Origin of the sequence: Paenibacillus aurantiacus (genome assembly GCF_042431225.1) — a bacterium.
In the GTDB taxonomy this organism is placed as follows: domain Bacteria; phylum Bacillota; class Bacilli; order Paenibacillales; family Paenibacillaceae; genus Paenibacillus_Z; species Paenibacillus_Z aurantiacus.
Genome location: NZ_JBHMDO010000048.1, coordinates 217,595 through 234,767, shown reverse-complemented (window position 1 = coordinate 234,767; position 17,173 = coordinate 217,595). Strand labels below are relative to the sequence as shown.

General features: G+C 54.0%; 14 protein-coding genes. 10 read left to right on the top strand and 4 right to left on the bottom strand.

Features of this window, described 5'->3' with window-relative positions; genetic code table 11:
- The first annotated feature begins 46 nt into the window (after nt 1-46).
- The 5 genes from aroA (at nt 47) to ptsP (ending at nt 6,449) form a co-directional block, all read left to right on the top strand.
- A complete protein-coding gene (gene aroA, locus ACFFSY_RS32095; protein WP_377502011.1) occupies nt 47-1,339 on the top strand; it encodes a 3-phosphoshikimate 1-carboxyvinyltransferase in 1,293 nt (430 codons plus the stop codon).
- Between the two features lie 49 nt (nt 1,340-1,388).
- On the top strand, nt 1,389-1,823 hold the full coding sequence (locus ACFFSY_RS32090) for a CoA-binding protein (protein WP_377502008.1): 435 nt from the start codon (nt 1,389-1,391) through the stop codon (nt 1,821-1,823).
- Nucleotides 1,824-1,922: 99 nt separating this feature from the next.
- Nucleotides 1,923-2,669 (top strand): hypothetical protein, encoded by a 747-nt coding sequence (locus ACFFSY_RS32085; RefSeq protein ID WP_377502005.1) that lies wholly within the window; start codon nt 1,923-1,925, stop codon nt 2,667-2,669.
- Between the two features lie 139 nt (nt 2,670-2,808).
- Nucleotides 2,809-4,692, top strand: a complete 1,884-nt coding sequence (locus tag ACFFSY_RS32080; protein ID WP_377502002.1) for a glucose PTS transporter subunit IIA — start codon at nt 2,809-2,811, stop codon at nt 4,690-4,692.
- Between the two features lie 2 nt (nt 4,693-4,694).
- Nucleotides 4,695-6,449: a phosphoenolpyruvate--protein phosphotransferase gene (gene ptsP, locus ACFFSY_RS32075; protein ID WP_377501999.1), complete on the top strand. Its 1,755-nt coding sequence runs from the start codon at nt 4,695-4,697 to the stop codon at nt 6,447-6,449.
- Nucleotides 6,450-6,462: 13 nt separating this feature from the next.
- Here ptsP and ACFFSY_RS32070 read toward each other — a convergent pair whose 3' ends face one another.
- Nucleotides 6,463-6,990 (bottom strand): type 1 glutamine amidotransferase domain-containing protein, encoded by a 528-nt coding sequence (locus ACFFSY_RS32070; protein WP_377501996.1) that lies wholly within the window; start codon nt 6,988-6,990, stop codon nt 6,463-6,465.
- Nucleotides 6,991-7,144: 154 nt separating this feature from the next.
- Here ACFFSY_RS32070 and ACFFSY_RS32065 point away from each other — a divergent pair, with 154 nt between their 5' ends.
- The 4 genes from ACFFSY_RS32065 (at nt 7,145) to ACFFSY_RS32050 (ending at nt 9,997) form a co-directional block, all read left to right on the top strand.
- Nucleotides 7,145-7,588, top strand: a complete 444-nt coding sequence (locus ACFFSY_RS32065) for a VanZ family protein (protein ID WP_377501993.1) — start codon at nt 7,145-7,147, stop codon at nt 7,586-7,588.
- 176 nt (nt 7,589-7,764) lie between these two features.
- Nucleotides 7,765-8,148 carry a hypothetical protein gene (locus ACFFSY_RS32060; RefSeq protein WP_377501990.1) on the top strand — a complete coding sequence of 128 codons (384 nt, stop codon included), beginning with the start codon at nt 7,765-7,767 and terminating at the stop codon, nt 8,146-8,148.
- Between the two features lie 140 nt (nt 8,149-8,288).
- The gene (gene ccpA, locus ACFFSY_RS32055) at nt 8,289-9,293 is read left to right on the top strand and encodes a catabolite control protein A (RefSeq protein ID WP_377501987.1); all 1,005 of its coding nucleotides are present in this window, start codon (nt 8,289-8,291) and stop codon (nt 9,291-9,293) included.
- Nucleotides 9,293-9,997, top strand: a complete 705-nt coding sequence (locus ACFFSY_RS32050) for a 5'-methylthioadenosine/adenosylhomocysteine nucleosidase (protein WP_377501984.1) — start codon at nt 9,293-9,295, stop codon at nt 9,995-9,997. The genes ccpA and ACFFSY_RS32050 overlap by 1 nt, the downstream gene beginning before the upstream one ends.
- Before the next feature lie 62 nt (nt 9,998-10,059).
- Here ACFFSY_RS32050 and ACFFSY_RS32045 read toward each other — a convergent pair whose 3' ends face one another.
- Both ACFFSY_RS32045 and ACFFSY_RS32040 read right to left on the bottom strand, forming a co-directional pair.
- Nucleotides 10,060-11,238, bottom strand: coding sequence for an acetoin utilization protein AcuC (locus ACFFSY_RS32045; RefSeq protein ID WP_377501981.1), 1,179 nt, complete (start codon nt 11,236-11,238; stop codon nt 10,060-10,062).
- Nucleotides 11,239-11,257: 19 nt separating this feature from the next.
- Nucleotides 11,258-11,890 (bottom strand): GNAT family N-acetyltransferase, encoded by a 633-nt coding sequence (locus tag ACFFSY_RS32040; protein ID WP_377501978.1) that lies wholly within the window; start codon nt 11,888-11,890, stop codon nt 11,258-11,260.
- A gap of 274 nt (nt 11,891-12,164) precedes the next feature.
- Between ACFFSY_RS32040 and acsA the strand changes: the two genes are divergently transcribed.
- Nucleotides 12,165-13,889 carry an acetate--CoA ligase gene (gene acsA, locus ACFFSY_RS32035; RefSeq protein WP_377501975.1) on the top strand — a complete coding sequence of 575 codons (1,725 nt, stop codon included), beginning with the start codon at nt 12,165-12,167 and terminating at the stop codon, nt 13,887-13,889.
- An 86-nt stretch (nt 13,890-13,975) separates the two neighbouring features.
- On the opposite strand, the gene ACFFSY_RS32030 is transcribed toward acsA, so the two are convergent.
- Nucleotides 13,976-17,098, bottom strand: coding sequence for a transglycosylase domain-containing protein (locus ACFFSY_RS32030; protein ID WP_377501972.1), 3,123 nt, complete (start codon nt 17,096-17,098; stop codon nt 13,976-13,978).
- Nucleotides 17,099-17,173: the final 75 nt, after the last annotated feature.

Genomic DNA, 17,173 nt, shown 5'->3' with positions numbered 1-17,173 from the left:
ATTTTGAAGGAATAGATTACCTACATACAAAGGAGCCGAACTTTTCATGGACGTTATCGTTACCCCAACACCGAAGCTGCAAGGCGAGATTCAAGCGTTATCCTCCAAGAATTACACGACGCGGTATTTGCTGGTCGCGGCGCTTGCGGAAGGCACGAGTACGATCTATTACCCGGCCCACAGCGAAGACAGCGATGCAATGCGCAGATGTATTCGCGATTTAGGCGCGGTTATCGAGGAGGACGAGAAGAAGATCGTCATTACCGGCTTCGGCCGCAAGCCGAGCGATGTGAAGGAGCTGGACGTGGGCAACGCAGGGGCTGTGCTTCGTTTTCTGATGGCGATCGCGGCTTTGAGCCCTGAAGTTACGTTCGTTAACCGGTACCCGGATTCGCTTGGCAAACGTCCGCACGACGATTTGATCGAATCGCTCGGCCAGCTCGGCGTTCAGGTGGAGCACCAAAGCGGCAAACTCCCAATCACGATTCGCGGAGGTGCTCCGAAAGGCGGCAAGATTACCGTATCAGGTGCCGTCAGCTCTCAATTCCTAAGCGCGCTGCTGTTCCTCACGCCTCTGCTTGAAGAAGACAGCGAAATCGAAGTGCTGCATGACTTGAAATCCAAGGTTGTCGTCGGCCAAACGCTTGAAGTACTGGAGCAAGCGGGAATCGTCATCGAGGCGAGCGAAGATTTGATGCATTACCGGATTAAAGGCAATCAGCGCTACGAAGCCAAGGAATATGTGGTGCAAGGCGACTATCCGGGCTCGGCTGCTATTCTGGCGGCGGCGGCAGTTACGAATTCCGACGTCACGGTTCATCGACTGATGGAGAACAGCAAGCAGGGCGAGCGGGCTATCGTGGACGTACTGCGCGCGATGGAAGTGCCGCTTACCCATGAGAACGGTGTGGTACGCGTTCAAGGCAACAGTAAGCTGAAGGCGCTGGAATTCGACGGCGATAAGGCCACGGACGCGGTACTGGCCATGGTAGCGGCAGCTGTCTTTGCTGAAGGCACTTCGCGTTTCTATGACGTGGAGAATTTACGGTATAAAGAGTGCGACCGCATTACCGATTATTTGAACGAGCTGCGCAAAGCCGGCGCGAACGTCGAGGAGAAGCGGGATGAAATCATCGTGCACGGACGTCCTGAAGGCGTGGAAGGCGGCGTAGAGATCAATGCGCATTACGACCACCGCGTCATTATGGCGCTAACCGTCGTAGGTCTTCGCGCGAAGCAACCGCTTCGCATTCGCGATGCGCACCATGTGGCCAAGTCGTATCCGATTTTCTTCGACCACTTGAAAGCGCTTGGCGCAAACGTCGAGTGGGTAGAATAGAGAGGTTAGCCGGAATCAGTATTCCATAACGGAAGGGAGCATTCTTCTTATGGCCTTTGCAAATCCAAGCCGTGACGAAATCAAGACTATCTTGGAGCAGTCGGACACGATAGCGGTTGTCGGTTTATCCGATAATCCGGAGCGGACGTCTTATATGGTCTCCGCCGCCATGCAAGCCAAAGGCTACCGGATCGTTCCCGTTAATCCCAATGCTGCTTCGATTTTAGGTGAGACCAGTTATCCGTCACTGGCGGACATTCCGTTCCCAGTCGATATCGTCAATGTATTCCGGCGCAGCGAGCATACGCCTGGTGTGGCTGAGGAAGCCGCTGCGATCCAAGCGAAGACGCTATGGCTCCAGTTAGGCATAGCGCACGACGATGCGGCTCGAATCGCGCAGGAAGCCGGCATGAACATCATTATGGACCGCTGCATCAAGGTCGAGGACTCGATATTGCTCCCGCAAGGCAAATCCAAATCTTGACGGTCATATAAAACGCGAGTGTCTCCAACAATAAGAGAGGTTCAGCAGAGCCATACGGGCTAAGCGGACCAAACTTTACGAATTCGAGGAGGACTACACGTGTTCCAAAACAACTTTGGCCAACAGCAGCAGTTCCAAGCTCAGAACAGATATCAGCCGGTAGGCTTCGTGCAATCCCAATACCAAGGGATTCCCAAATCGCCTTCGCAAAGCTTCTCGTCGAGCAGCTTTTCGTCCAATAACAGCTACCAGCAGCCCGTAATTTCGCATGTTGGTTACACGGCCGGCAACAGCCAAAGTTTCAGCAATCAACCTAGCGCCTTCTCGAACCAATCGTTTGGCGGCGGCTTCTCGAACACGTCGTTCAATCCGGTGCTCTCGCATGCGGGCTCGTCCGCCGGTCAAAGCTTCAACTACCAATCCCATGGTCCGGTTCAAGCGCAGACATCGAGCTACACGCCGGTTATTAATCACTTCGGCGGCTCTTCATCGGCACAAAACATTGGCGGCTTCCAGTCCGCTGGTCAATCGCAAGCACGCTCGAGCTACCAGCCGGTCATTTCCCATGTCGGTTATACGGCTGGTCAGGATTTCAACAACCAATCCTCGTTCAGCGCGCAGCCTTCTTTCGGAAGCAGCTTCTCGCCAAACGCGCAATCGTCGTTTGCAAGCAACAGCTTCTCGCCAAGCGCGCAATCGTTCGCGAGCAACAGCTTCACCCAAGCCCAAACGCCATATAACCCTGTGCTGCAGGCGACGCAGCAACAGCAGAACAGCGGACCGGTCATCTCGCATGTGGGCTACTCCGCGGGCTCGCAGCAAGGTTTCAACAATCAGCGTTTCTAGGTTTGGATAGCGGCAAAAGCAAGCGGCGGATCTTATGCATCCGCCGCTTTTCTTTTGACAAAGCGTCATTGAACACGTACCATCAATACATATCCAAATATGCGTGACGAAACCATGCCGCCATGAGAGGAGGATAAGGATGAACGTCATGGGGCATTTGCAGCAGCTCGGACGGTCTTTGATGCTGCCGACGATCGTTCTTCCCGGCGCGGCGATCCTATTAAGTTTGAGCGTGCTGCCATGGGCAAGCTTCGGGTTGCCGGACATGCCCGGTTATTTGCAGACAGCCGGCGAGGCGCTGTTTCACTGGCTTCCGTATTTATTTGCGTTTGGCGTCGCCATGGGCATGACCAGCAATGCCGGGGCGGCGGGATTGGCTGCACTCGCAGGGATGTTTATTTATACAAGTCTAATCGGACAAAGCCGCTTCGAGATCGAGCCTACCGCGCTTACCGGTGTCATGATCGGCCTTGTGACGAGTTTCTTTCATGAGCGATTCAAAAATATCCGTTTCCCGGAATACATACAGTTTTTTGGAGGCCCTCGCTTCGTACCGCTAATCGTCAGCTTGTTTTCAGCGTTATGGGGCATTCTGATGATCGGAATTGCGCCTAGCGTCCAAAGCATGCTGGTGGAATTAGGTGAAATCGTATCATCGGGCGGCGGTTTCGGCGTCTTTTTGTTCGGCTTCGTACTTCGAATATTGGTCGTATTCGGCTTGCATCATCTGGTCAGTCATGTGTTCTGGTTTCAGGTAGGCGGTTACGAGCAGGCCGACGGGACGATGGTATTCGGTGATCTGTCCCGTTTCTTCGCCGGCGATCCGACGGCTGGCGCGTTCATGGCCGGGCTATACCCGACCATGATGTTCGCGCTTCCGGCGATTGCGCTCGCCATCATCCATGAAGCCCGCGAAGACTTGAAGCCTAAGATTAAAGCCACATTCTTATCGGCCGCACTATCTTCGTTCCTTACCGGGGTGACGGAACCGGTGGAATTCGCGTTTTTGTTCGTGGCACCTTATCTTTTCGTCATTCACTCCGTGCTGTCGGGACTTGTCATGTGGTTGACGTATGAGCTTGGCATCCGCCATGGGTTCTCGTTCTCGGCTGGCGCGATCGATTTTGTTATTAACGAGCATCTAGCCACGAAAGGCTGGCTGCTTATTCCGATCGGACTCGGACTCGGTCTCATCTATTACGTGCTGTTCCGCTGGGCGATCCGCCGCTTCGGCATTCCGACGCCAGGCCGCGAGGAAGGCTCGCAGCTCGACGAATGGGCAGGCGATATACCTTACCGTGCGCCGCTTATTCTTCAAGCTATCGGAGGCAAGGAGAACATCCAGCAGATGGAAGCCTGCATAACCCGTCTTCGGCTGAAGGTCGTAAGCGACAAGCTGATCGACAACAACGCGCTGAAACATTTGGGTGCGGCTGGCGTCATCCGGCTTGGCGGCGGCAATGTTCAGATTGTCTTCGGCACCTACTCTGAGCTCATCCGCGAAGAAATGGACAAAGCGATCCGGCGAGACCTGATGCGCGTCTTATTCAGTTCTCCAATGCAAGGCAGGATGATTCCGTTGAAAGACGTGCCTGATCCGATCTTCGCGGGCAAGCTGGTTGGCGATGGGGCGGCTTTCATACCGGATCGTGGTGAGTTGGTGTCTCCCGTACACGGCAAGGTCATTCACGTGTACCCGTCCATGCATGCGATAGGCATTCGGACGCCGGAAGGACTTGATGTGCTGCTGCACATCGGGATCGATACTTCGCAGCTGAAGGGCAAGGGCTTCACCGCGGTTGCCCGCGAAGGCGATCAAGTGAGACCGGGACAGCTGCTGATCAAGTTTGATCTGCCGTTCGTCCGCGAACATGCGAAGTCGCTTGCCACGCCGATGGTGATTACGAACGCGGACCGGGTCAGCTCCTGGAGTTACGCCCCGTTCAAGAGCGTGAAGCGCGGACAGGCGTCGGTCATGTCGGTCGTCCTGAAAGAGAGAAGCAGTAGCAGTGGAGGGGATTAACTGTGATACAAGGGATAGGAGCTTCCCCCGGCATCGCGATCGGCAAGTCGTTCGTGCTGCCGAACTGGGAATGGGAGCTGCCGGAACAAAAAATAGATGTCGCCGATTTGGCGAGGGAATTCGAACGGTTATATGAAGGAATCCGCACGTCGAAGAGCGAAATCGAGCAGATGAAAGACGAGCTTCGGGAAGTAGTCGGCACCGAGGAAAGCTATATATTCGACGCGCATTTGGCCATTCTGGAAGATCCGGTGTTCATGAATGAAATCCAGGGGATCATTCAGCGGCAGTACAAAGCGGCAGAAGTAGCGGTCAAAGAAGCGATCGACCATTTCGTCACGATGTTCGATTTGCTCGACGACGAGTATATGAAAGAGCGGGCGCTCGATATTAAGGACGTCGGCAACAGGCTTCTCAAACATCTTCTCGGCGCGCCGGAGATTACGCTGCCGATGGATACCCAGCCGTTCATCTTGGTTGCAAAGGAACTTTCGCCTTCGCAGCTGGCGCATTTGAACCCCAACCATGTGCTCGGGATCGCGACGATGGCAGGCAGCATGACGTCGCATTCGTCGATTATGGCGCGAGCACTAGGCATCCCACTCGTTGTCGGCCTGGAATCCAAATTAGAGGAACCCATCCAAACGGGTGATACGCTCATTATCGATGGTGGCACCGGCATCATTCATCTGGAGCCGGATGAGGAATTGACGGAACGGTATACCGAACTGCAGCTCAGACAGCAGGAAGCGAAACACCGGCTGAAAGGCATTGCATCGGTCCGGCCGGTCACCCCGGACGGCAAAGAGGTGGAGCTGTCGGCCAATATCAGCTCGCTTAAGGAGCTCGATATCGCGCTCGGCAGCGGGACGTACGGGGTCGGATTGTTCCGTACGGAATTTCTGTACATGGATCGTCACCGGCTGCCGAAAGAAGAAGAGCAGTTCGACGTGTACCGGAGCGTGGCGGAGAAGCTCGCCGGGCGTCCGCTCATAATTCGCACGCTCGACATCGGCGGCGACAAACAGCTTGATTATTTCGAGTTGCCGGAAGAGGAGAACCCGTTTCTTGGCTATCGCGCGATCCGGATATGCCTTGATAAGACGGAGTTGTTCAAAACTCAGCTAAGAGCGATCCTTCGGGCGAGCGCTTACGGTGACGTCAAAATCATGTATCCGCTTATTTCGTCGGTCGAGGAAGTGCAGAGCGCGAATGCGCTGCTGGAAGAGGCCAAGCGGGAGTTGGTAGCGGAAGGCTTACCGCACCGCAGCGATATCGAGGTCGGGATCATGATCGAGCTGCCAGCTGCGGTCATGATCGCGGACATGCTGGCGGACGAAGTCGATTTTTTTAGTATCGGAACGAACGATTTGGTTCAATTCACGCTGGCCGTAGACCGGATGAATGATCAAATTTCCCATCTCTACGAACCGTACCATCCCGCGGTGCTGCGCATGTTGAAGACAACGGTGGAAGCGGCCAAGAGGGGCGGCATTCATGTAGGTGTGTGCGGCGAACTAGCCGGCGACATCCGTGCGCTGCCGATTTGGCTGGCACTCGACGTGGACGAATTAAGCATGTCCGCGAATTCGATCCTGCCCATCAAAGAACGGCTGCTTTGCATGAAACAGCAAAACAGCCGCAGATTGTTCGACGATATCATGGCTTGCCGGACCAGTGAAGCCGTGAAGCAGCTGCTTCACGATTTCAACCAATCGGTGGAACGCGAGGCGACCACTGGTCAGCATTCCACGTAGAAGAACGAAGTCGTTATTTGACGGCGATGAGCGCGTCGACGAACGCCTTCGCGTACGGCGGGAGATCCGGCGGGCGGCGAGCAGAGATAAGATGCCCGTCGACGACGACCGGCTCGTCAATCCACGTTGCGCCGGCATTCTCCATATCGTCGCGAATGCCAGGTGTCGACGTGACTTTACGGCCTTGTAATATTTTGGCGGAGATCAGCACCCAACCGGCATGGCAAATCTGTCCGATCGGCTTGCCGGCTTGGTCGAGCTCCTGCACGACCTGAAGAACTTTCGGGTAGCGGCGCAGCTTATCCGGCGCCCAGCCGCCCGGCACGAGAATACCAGCGATTTGCGCGCTGTCGATTTCGTCGAAGGACAGGTCAGCGGTTGCTGGAACGCCATATTTCCCGATGTGGGTTTTTCCCTTCTCGGGACCGGCGAACAGGACGGTGGCGCCTTCTTCGCGGACACGATAGACGGGATACCACAATTCCAAATCTTCGAATTCGTCATCGAGCAGGGAAATAACGGTTTTTCCTTGCAAAATCATTGATTAAGTACCTCCTTATTAGGAATGGCAAGCGATTAGTTCAAATACAAGCATTGATAAGTCGCACGTCTATCAATCATCCTGTATTTCACCGGAATGAAACGCGTTATAGCCGTTTCACCTGTACCATATTGTAACGGAGGTGAGACCTGCCATGCAAACGGCCGATCGACAGGGGAAAGCGGATTTCGAGCGCGGCCGCAGGTTCATACGATTGGTACCCGCGCTGCTGTGGATGGGGATCATCTTTGCGCTTTCATCGCGCACCGGGGATGAGATGAACACGTTTCTACCGTGGTTCCAAGCGATCTTTCCGGCGATGAGCAGCTTTGATTGGGGGCATTTCGTCGCCTATTTCGTTCTTGCGCTTACGTTCGATTACGGCTTCGGCCGCAGCGGCGACCGCCTGATCGTCAAAGCGCTAATCGTATTTCTATGCCTGTTATACGGCATAACGGACGAATTTCATCAATCTTTCGTAGGGGGCCGTTCGCCGGATATTCATGATTTACGCAACGATACGATTGGGGCGGCGCTTGCGGTGATCTGCCTCGCCATTCCGTTCGTCCGCCGCAGATGGAGAAAATGGGCCTATTAATCGTATGCTTCTTGTACGAGGGCATGAAAATATTACAAAATTCCGAAATGCAGGACTTTATACGTATCCGGTCGAATACCTTATCGTCAAGAACTGGAGCTAGCGGGGGATTACCGGCAGCTTAAGACGAGAAGGAGTTGGCCAATTTGCAAAAGCATTGTCAATGCGGCGATGTCATGCCTATGAAGCTGCGAACCGTCATTTATTCGGGGAAGGTTGAAATCGACAATGTCCCGATCTATACATGTCCTTCGTGTAACCGCAGTGAAGTGTTTTCCGAGGTGAAGCCTGATTTGACCGGCCTTATCGGTCAGCTGGGGGCAAAGCCTGAGAAACAAACCTACTTATTCAATGAAGTGAATGAACTGGCCGATCTGCTCGTGGAAGCGTATCAAGCGCGCAAGAGCACGGACCCGGCGGTCGTGAAGCCGATGACGGAAGAGCGGATCAACATGCTGCTCGACTTGTATGCGGTTGCGCGTTCGACCGGAGACGAAGCGTGGGTTGCGGACATTCAAAAACGGCTGAAACAGCTGAGCCGAGGCATTCTGCAAACCTAACGACAAACAGACAATATTACCTCCTCGCCATTAGATCAACATCATGCTGAATCATTGCGAAAAGTAATATTTTGTCGTATCATTACGGTAAAGTAATGCGGAGCGAGAGCTGAAAATTTGAACTAATGGAGAGAAGGACCGTGACAGTAACCATTTATGATGTAGCAAGAGAAGCTGGCGTTTCGATGGCGACTGTTTCGCGGGTGGTGAACAACAACCCGAACGTGAAGCCGCAGACTCGCAAGAAAGTATTCGAAGCCATTGAGAGGCTCGGATATCGGCCGAATGCCGTTGCGCGCGGTCTGGCCAGCAAGAAGACGACAACCGTCGGTGTCGTCATTCCGGATATTTCGAACGCGATTTTCGCGGAAGTGGCGCGCGGAATCGAAGACATAGCGAATATGTATCACTACAATATCATTCTTTGCAATGCGGATAAGCGCAAAGAGAAAGAAATCCGAGTGATCAACACGCTCCTAGAGAAGCAGGTCGATGGCCTGCTGTTCATGGGCGGCGCTGTGACGGACGAGCACTTGCAGGCGTTCAAGACCGCGAACGTGCCGATTGTCCTTTGCGCGACGACGGACGAGAACGGTCTGATTCCGTCCGTTGACATCGATCACGAAGCGGCTGCATTCGATGCGGTACAAGCCTTGATCAACGAAGGCCATACCCGGATCAGCATGATCAGCGGAACGCTGCAAGATCCGGCTAACGGTTTCGCGCGTTTCCAAGGGTACAAGCGTGCACTTGAGACCGCAGGCATTACCTACGACGAAGACTTGGTGCGTATTGGCAACTATCGGTATGAATCTGGAACGGAAGCGATGAAGTATTTCCTTGGACTTGAGAACCATCCAACGGCCGTATTCGCAGCGACGGACGAGATGGCGATCGGCGCCATTCATAGCATTCAAGACTCCGGCTTGAAGGTTCCGCAGGATATATCGGTCATTTCTGTAGATAACAGCCGGATGGCATCCATGGTGCGTCCTCAGCTGACAGCTGTCGCGCAGCCGATGTACGATATCGGAGCCGTCTCCATGCGTCTGCTCACCAAATTAATGAAGAAGGAAAACGTTGACCATGCGAAAGTCGTGCTCCCGCACGAGATCGTCAAGCGTCAATCGGTAAGCGCAAAATAATGACTAACAATTTCAAGAAAATCGGCATTATCGGAGCGATGGTGGAAGAAATCGAACTGCTTCATCAACATGTGGAGAAGACAGGTTCCTTCACCAAGGCAGGCATTACTTACGTGGAAGGCAAATTCCATGGGCGTGATGTCGTGTTCTGCAAATCCGGCGTCGGCAAAGTGAATGCTGCGGTATGCACGCAGCTGCTGATCGACGCAGGCGTTGACTGCGTGTTGTTCACGGGTGTTGCGGGAGCCGTAGATCCGGCATTGAACATCGGCGATATCGTCGTCTCGTCCAGCTGCTTGCAGCACGATATGGATGTAACGCCGCTTGGTTTCGCTCGCGGTCAAATTCCATTCCAGGATGTTTCGGAGTGGCGTGCAGATGAAGCGCTTATGGAGCTTGCGATCGCCGCCAGCGAGCGTCATTTCCCAGGACGCAGCGTGAAGGGGAAGGTACTCTCCGGAGACCAGTTCATTGCATCGCGTGATACGGTGCGTTCGTTATTCGAGGAGCTCGGTGGTGCCTGCGCGGAGATGGAAGGAGCTGCACTTGCTCAAGTGTGCGCGATGAATGAGGTTCCGTTCGTTGTCATTCGTGCGATGTCGGACAAGGCCGATGGCTCGGCACATGTCAATTTCGCAGAATTTACAGTAGAAGCGTCCGTCAACTCTCATCGAATCATCGACGATATGATTCAGCATATATAAGACATTAGGCTAGCCGTATGGACTCCTTGGGAGTGCAGCGGCTAGCCTTTTCTTGTGGGCGACTAAAGATGCTGAATGGCGATTTGAACGGTAGTTCGATTGCGTTCGGTGATTTCCGTTCGACGCGGCATCGGTGCCCATTCAGCGACATCGTCAAGCCAGTGCGTCGGCAGCGTCTCCGGGCTTTCGGCTGCCCAGCGCTCAATCCAGGAAGCTGGAAGAGGCTCGTTATGGCCGTCTGCGGCGAGTTTGGCGCTAATAGGGTGATTCGTCATCTCCATCCATACAAGCGACCATGCACGCGGTACAACGCGCCAGATATCATATCCGCCGCCTCCGATGGCTACCCATCTGCCTGAGCAATAACGGTGAGCCAGATCGTGAATAATAGCAGGCATGGCTTGATAGATTCGCATGCTGCAGTGGACGTGAGAGAGCGGGTCCAGCGCATGGGCATCACAACCGTGCTGACTGATGATCATATCGGGCTTAAAGGAAGCGGTTACTTTTTCGAGCGATTGGCGGAAGCTCTCCAGCCAGGAGTCATCCTCCGTGTAAGGTTCGACGGGAATATTGAAGCTCGTTCCGAAACCGAGCTCGCTCCCGCGTTCATGGACAAAGCCCGTGCCAGGGAAGAGATACTTGCCCGTCTCATGGATGGAATACGTGCAGACATCCGGATCGTTGTAGAACACCCATTGTACGCCGTCTCCGTGATGCACGTCTGTATCGACATACAAAATACGCATGCCGTATTTCTGCCGAACGGCCGCAATCGCAACGGCGGCATCGTTATAGACGCAGAAGCCAGCACCCCGTTCAGGGAAGGCATGATGCAGTCCGCCTGCCATATGATAAGCATGAAGCGCCTGACCGGAGGCGACCACTTCAGCGGCTTTGATCGATCCACCGGCAATAGCCGCGGCTGCCGCATGCATACCTTTGAAGTAGGGGGTGTCTTCGGAGCGCAGACCGTACCGTTCAGCCTGTTCGATCCAAGTCGGCGAAGGATTGGCCTTACTTAATTCGCGCACCGCTTGGATATAGTCCTGCCGGTGAACAAGCGCAAGATCGCTGTCCTCCGCGCTAGCGGCCGTCAGCAGATCTTCATCTTGCAGCGCAGAGGATTCCCTCAACAAGTCCGCCGCGAGCGGAAGCCGTTTGGGGTGAAAAGGGTGATCGTCATGGAATTGATATCGGGCAGCGCCCGGATGATGTATAAATACGGCATTCGCCGTCATCGTCCCATCGTCCTCCTCATTAATACATGAACCGCTGCCGGAATCGAACGCGGTCGAATTGTTCAACCGAGGAGAGCGGTACGTCCTTGCCTATACGAACCATCAAGCAATTGGCCGGATGCGCGCAGATTTCCGGATCGTCAGTGGCAAACCAGACCATACCGACGGACTGCATCAGCTTCTCCATCATCGAACGGTAATCCCAAACGTTTAACTTGGTTCCTTCCAAATCCCAATGCCAATAATATTCGGTCGTATATACAATGGCGTTCTCCAACTGTTCACCCTCGAATGCTGTCTGGATCATGCGTTTGCCCAGACCAAGCGAGCGATAACTGTCCGCGACCTCGATGGCGCCGAGCTCGATTAAATCCTCCATGCCGCCTTCCGACCAGCGCTCCAGCTCGTCCGGATAGTGGAAGGTCACGTAACCGACGATCGTCTCGGCATCGCGTGCGATTATGATTCGTCCTTCGATCAGTTCGGCGATCTCAATAAGCGCCTTATGCTGTTCGGGCGGCCTTCGGAATGCGTCGAGATCCGAGTGCAGCGTGTAATGCGCGAGTTCCGCAGCAGGTACCGGTCCCTCGATGACGATGTCGCGGTTCTGATAGGGGAGACGCTCCGCATGCCTCACCTTGCGATGTTCCAACTGTCATAGCTCCTTTCACCCAACCTTGTCCGATTTAGAATCAGGCAAGCAACTGCTATTTACACTTATAACATGGTTTCGGATTTATGAAAAGAATGGATGATTGACCAGCGGTTGTGGTATAATCGTGAAAGCGCATTCTTATTTCTTCCGCGAACGCTCGACTAGATACGTGTAAAGTCGCGTTATTTCGCTGCTTCAAATCGAATGTGTCCCGTCATGACAGGGATGCGTTCAGGCGACTGCCTTTATAATGTTTGGGAGGATGATGAGTATGGTAAACATGCATCAAGAACGGATCCCGGCGACGGCTTCCGGCTCCAACATGGCAAGTTATGAAGAAACGTACAAGCAGTTTAATTTCGAGCAGGTGGAACAGCAGTTTTCATGGCACGCTACCGGCAAGGTGAACATGGCTTACGAAGCGGTCGACCGCCATGTCGAAGAAGGCAGAGGGGGGAAAGTAGCGTTATATTACAGCGATGCGAAGCGCGACGAATCTTACACGTACGAGCAAATTTCGAAAAAATCCAACAAATTCGCGAACGTGCTGCGCGGACTTGGCATAGGTAAGGGCGAGCGTGTGTTTATCTTCATGCCGCGCACACCGGAGCTGTACACAAGCTTGCTCGGGATATTGAAAGTCGGCGCGATCGTTGGCCCATTGTTCGAGGCGTTTATGGAAACGGCTGTCCGCGACAGGCTGCAGGATAGCGCCGCGGTTGCAATCGTCACGACGCCTGCGCTCCTGCCGCGAATCCTTCGCAGCGAGCTTCCGGAGTTGAAGCATATTATCGTCGTTGGCGACGACGTGCAGGAAGAAGAGGGCATCGTGGACTATCATGCCCATATGGCGAATGCTTCCGAAGCAGCGGAGATCGAGTGGCTCGGACGCGAAGACGGTCTCATTATCCATTATACGTCTGGCTCGACTGGCAAGCCGAAGGGCGTGCTCCACGTCCAGAACGCCATGATCCAACACTACTTCACGGGCCGCGTGGTACTTGATCTGCAGCCGGACGATATCTACTGGTGCACGGCCGATCCAGGTTGGGTCACAGGAACCTCCTATGGTATCTTTGCTCCATGGCTCAATGGCGCGACGAATGTTATCCGCGGCGGCCGTTTCAGTCCGCAAGATTGGTATACAACGCTGCAGAAGTACAACGTTACCGTTTGGTACAGCGCGCCGACCGCGTTCCGTATGCTGATGGGCGCGGGAGACGACGTTGTGAACCAATACGATCTGAGCAGTCTGCGGCATGTGCTGAGCGTTGGTGAGCCGCTTAATCCGGAAGTGGTGCGTTGGGGGCAGAAGGTATACAACCAGCGTATTCACGATACATGGTGGATGACCGAAACGGGTGGACAATTGATCTGCAATTATCCGTGCATGGACATCAAACCGGGCTCGATGGGCAAACCGCTGCCAGGCGTGGAAGCAGCCATCATTGACGATGCCGGCAATAAGCTCCCGCCGTATCGGATGGGGAATTTGGCGATTAAGACACCATGGCCTTCGATGATGCGCCAAATTTGGAATAATCCAGCAAAATATGAGGAATACTTCCGCATTCCTGGCTGGTATATTTCCGGTGACTCCGCATATCAAGATGAAGATGGTTACTTTTGGTTCCAAGGCCGCATAGACGATGTGATCAACACGGCGGGCGAGCGTGTAGGACCGTTCGAAGTCGAGAGCAAGCTCGTCGAACATCCCGCTGTAGCCGAAGCTGGCGTAATCGGGAAGCCGGATCCGATGCGCGGCGAGATTATCAAAGCTTTCATCGCGCTGCGCGAAGGCTTCTCGCCATCCGATGAACTGAAAGCCGAAATTGCCAAGTTCGTAAAAGACGGTCTATCCGCTCATGCCGCACCGCGCGAGATCGAGTTCAAAGACAAACTGCCGAAGACCCGCAGCGGTAAAATCATGCGCCGGGTACTCAAGGCTTGGGAATTGAATCTGCCGACCGGCGACTTGTCGACGATCGAAGATTAACGGCGATCATCCATATTGATCATGACAAAAAGCTTCCATCCCTCGAAGGGGATGGAAGCTTTTTGGTTTTTCGGGTTGGTATTTTATCACGGACCTACCGTTATAGTTGCAGAACCATCGGATTCTCCAGCGGCGTTGACGGCGGTAATGAAATACATACCGTTCACGTTGGAGACGATGTAATCAAATTTGGTATCCGCGACGGTGGTGAGTTTCTGATAATTGCCGTCGCTACCAGCACTGTAATACACGTTGTAAGCTGTCACTTGTTCGGCATCCGCGTTTGGCTGCCACTCGATTCTTACGCCGAGAGAGGTTGTTATAGCTTTCAGACCGGTCGGCGGCGCCGGACTTGTCGGAATGTCTGTTCCTGCGGTACTGCTGCCTTCGTTCGGCAGGACAGTGCCTTCGCCCTCGCTTGCCTGCTCCGTACCTTCGGTAGAATTCGCAGGTGGTCCGCCAATCTGCTGACCGTTCGACGTGGTAATGACGCTTGGCGCGGATTCATGTCCGCCCACGTCAACAGCAGTGACGTAATATTGGTAATGAACGCCGGCCGTAATGTAATCGACGAATCGCGTTTCTTCACCGGTTAATACCGGACTGCCGCTTCGTGTAAACGCGGATCCGCTCGCGGAACGATATAAACGGTAACCGACGACATCCTTCTCCGGCGAAGCCGCAAATGTAATGCGGAACGCGCTGTTGCCCTGAACCAGCTCGAGCCGTACATTACTCGGCGGGGAAGGTGCGCCACCGTCATCCACGCGGGGATCAGACTTCGACGGTGCATCGAGTTTCGCATCCATCGGCAGGAAGAAGCTCATCGGACGTCTGCTATCTGACGGGAGTTTGGCTTGCGCCTTCTCGATCTCCGCCATGAGCACGTCAAGCGGTTTCTCCCGTTTCACGACGACCTGCTCGCGAACCATATCCGCCGGCGTGGTTGTTTGCGGGACATAGTTGACGCCGTTATAGGGAATGTAAGCCATCTTGATCAAGGCGTCATCTGACTCTTTCGGCAAGTAAAGTTTGTTGAACCAATCCGTTACGAGCATGCCCATCGACCGCGTTAACTCCGTCGGCTTTTTGCCGCTGACGCTCGATACGGTTGCTTTTACGATATTGTCTGGTTTGGTGAACTCTTTGGTCGGGAACAGATCAGGTCTAGCTTCTGTTACGTCGTTCATGATCTTTGCCCAGATTTGCCTAGCGCGTGTTCGGCCGGCCTTGGATAAGGTGTTGATCTGCTTCTCGTAGCCGGCCCATACGCCAAGCGTAATGTCCGGTGTGTAGCCTTCGAACCATACATCGCCATAGCTCTGTGTCGAGCCTGTTTTGCCGACGATCGGGATAGTCTTGTAATTCTTGTACTCGTTCATGAGCTTGTGGCCTGTGCCGCTGCCGTCCGAGATGACCGTACGGAGCATGTCGGTCATGAGGAACGCCGATTGCTCGGAGAAGACGCGCTGCGGCTTCGCCTTATGCTCGTAGACCGTATGGCCTTCCGAGTCGGTAATGCGGCTGATCATGTAGGCGTCGTTGAATACGCCGTTGTTGGCGATAGCCCCGTAGGCATTCGTTAATTCCTCGACGGACACCCCGACGCTTAATCCCCCAATAACACCGGTTTGCGCGTATTCGTCTTCCGGCTGGAGCGTGGTAATCCCGAGCTTACGCGCGAAATTCCAAGCTTCGCCGATCGTGACTTTATCGTTGAATACTTTCAGCGCAGGCAAGTTAAGCGATCGGTTGAGCGCTTCCCGGGCAGTTACGAGACCATGATACTTATTATCCGAGTTTTTCGGAATATGGAACCCTTTGACGCCGTCTTTGAATACGACGGGAGCGTCGTCCAGGATACTGCCCGGCTGGACAAGGCCTTTATCGATGGCCGGCAAATAAGCGGCAATCGGCTTCATCGTCGACCCTGGCTGACGCGTCATTTGCGTGGCGTGGTTCATCTGTTCTTCGTAAAAATCGCGGCCTTCGAGCATGCCCAAAATCGCGCCTGTCTTGTGATCGATCATAATGGCGGCAATCTGCTCGACGCCTTTCTCTTTGCTGTCCGGCGAGAAATTGTCCGGATTCGACCCGATCGCATGCATCAGGTTGTAAACCTTTTTGTCGATCGTCGTATAGATCCGGTACCCGTTGCGGAGCAGCTCTTGTCTGGCTTCTTCAACGAGCGTGGCGTTCTCTTTCTTGCGAACGTCGGTCAAAGTCAGGTTCGGATCTTTCTGCATAAGCAGAATTTCCGCAGCTTGCCGCTCTGTTTCCAGCATGAGATAAGGGAACGTGGAATAGGCTTTCTTCGTGAGAGGCGCCAGTGAGCCTTTGATGTCAAATGCGATCGCTTCGTCGTACTGCGCCTGCGTAATGCGCTTCGTCTCCAGCATGCGCGCGAGTACGATCTTCTGGCGATCCATCGCGAGCTTGAAGTTCTTCTCGTTGAACGTGCCTTTGCTCGTGAACGCGGTATACGCCGACGGCCGCTGCGGGAGACCAGCCAAGTAAGCGGCTTGGGCAATATTGAGCTTATTCAGGTCGGCAATATTGAAGATCCCTTTGGAAGCGGCTTTAATGCCGTATAAATTATAGCCGTTCGCGCCCGTTCCGAATGGGACCTTGTTCAGGTACGCCGTTAAGATTTGCGGTTTGGTCAAGAAACGCTCCAGCCGAAGCGAGAGAAAAATCTCTTTCACCTTGCGGCTGTCCGTCTTGTCCAAGTTCAAAAATACGCGCCTTGCCAGCTGCTGGGTCAGCGTACTGCCGCCGGTCTGCACGTCTTCGTTCAACACCTTCTGCTTGACCGCGCGGCCAAGACCGTTAATATCGACCCCGATATGCTCGTAGAAGTTGTTGTCCTCCGTGGCCAGCACCGCGTCGATAATGACTTGCGGTATATCTTTCTCTTCGATTAACCGACGGTCTTCTTCGGTTCGAAGCTGGCCGATCGGGGTCTGCCCATCGTTGAAATAAGCAAAGCCGGTGATCGCATTCTCGTTGACTTGCGCTTCGATCTCCGCGCGCGAGCGTACGGGATCGTCTTTGACAAGCGCGGCGACATACCCCGTCACGGCCCCGCCGACCAATAATCCAATTAATAATCCGAAAATGAATAGCCATTTTAACGTAATGAGCGTTACGACGCCGAACGTCCGCCATCCGCTGTAACCCTTCGCATTCTGCTGACGGTCTTCATCCATCTTTCGATCGATTCCTCCTCCGATTAACAGTAGTAATTATAGCATAGATCGACGGTGGAAATCAGGAAGCGCTGC

What these genes read in the sequence shown, in the direction of transcription:
- aroA (WP_377502011.1), top strand. Translation starts at nt 47, where the DNA reads ATGGACGTTATCGTTACCCCAACACCGAAGCTGCAAGGCGAGATTCAA.
- ACFFSY_RS32090 (WP_377502008.1), top strand. Translation starts at nt 1,389, where the DNA reads ATGGCCTTTGCAAATCCAAGCCGTGACGAAATCAAGACTATCTTGGAG.
- ACFFSY_RS32080 (WP_377502002.1), top strand. Translation starts at nt 2,809, where the DNA reads ATGAACGTCATGGGGCATTTGCAGCAGCTCGGACGGTCTTTGATGCTG.
- ACFFSY_RS32070 (WP_377501996.1), bottom strand. Translation starts at nt 6,990, where the DNA reads ATGATTTTGCAAGGAAAAACCGTTATTTCCCTGCTCGATGACGAATTC.
- ACFFSY_RS32065 (WP_377501993.1), top strand. Translation starts at nt 7,145, where the DNA reads ATGCAAACGGCCGATCGACAGGGGAAAGCGGATTTCGAGCGCGGCCGC.
- ACFFSY_RS32060 (WP_377501990.1), top strand. Translation starts at nt 7,765, where the DNA reads ATGCCTATGAAGCTGCGAACCGTCATTTATTCGGGGAAGGTTGAAATC.
- ACFFSY_RS32050 (WP_377501984.1), top strand. Translation starts at nt 9,293, where the DNA reads ATGACTAACAATTTCAAGAAAATCGGCATTATCGGAGCGATGGTGGAA.
- ACFFSY_RS32045 (WP_377501981.1), bottom strand. Translation starts at nt 11,238, where the DNA reads ATGACGGCGAATGCCGTATTTATACATCATCCGGGCGCTGCCCGATAT.
- acsA (WP_377501975.1), top strand. Translation starts at nt 12,165, where the DNA reads ATGGTAAACATGCATCAAGAACGGATCCCGGCGACGGCTTCCGGCTCC.
- ACFFSY_RS32030 (WP_377501972.1), bottom strand. Translation starts at nt 17,098, where the DNA reads ATGGATGAAGACCGTCAGCAGAATGCGAAGGGTTACAGCGGATGGCGG.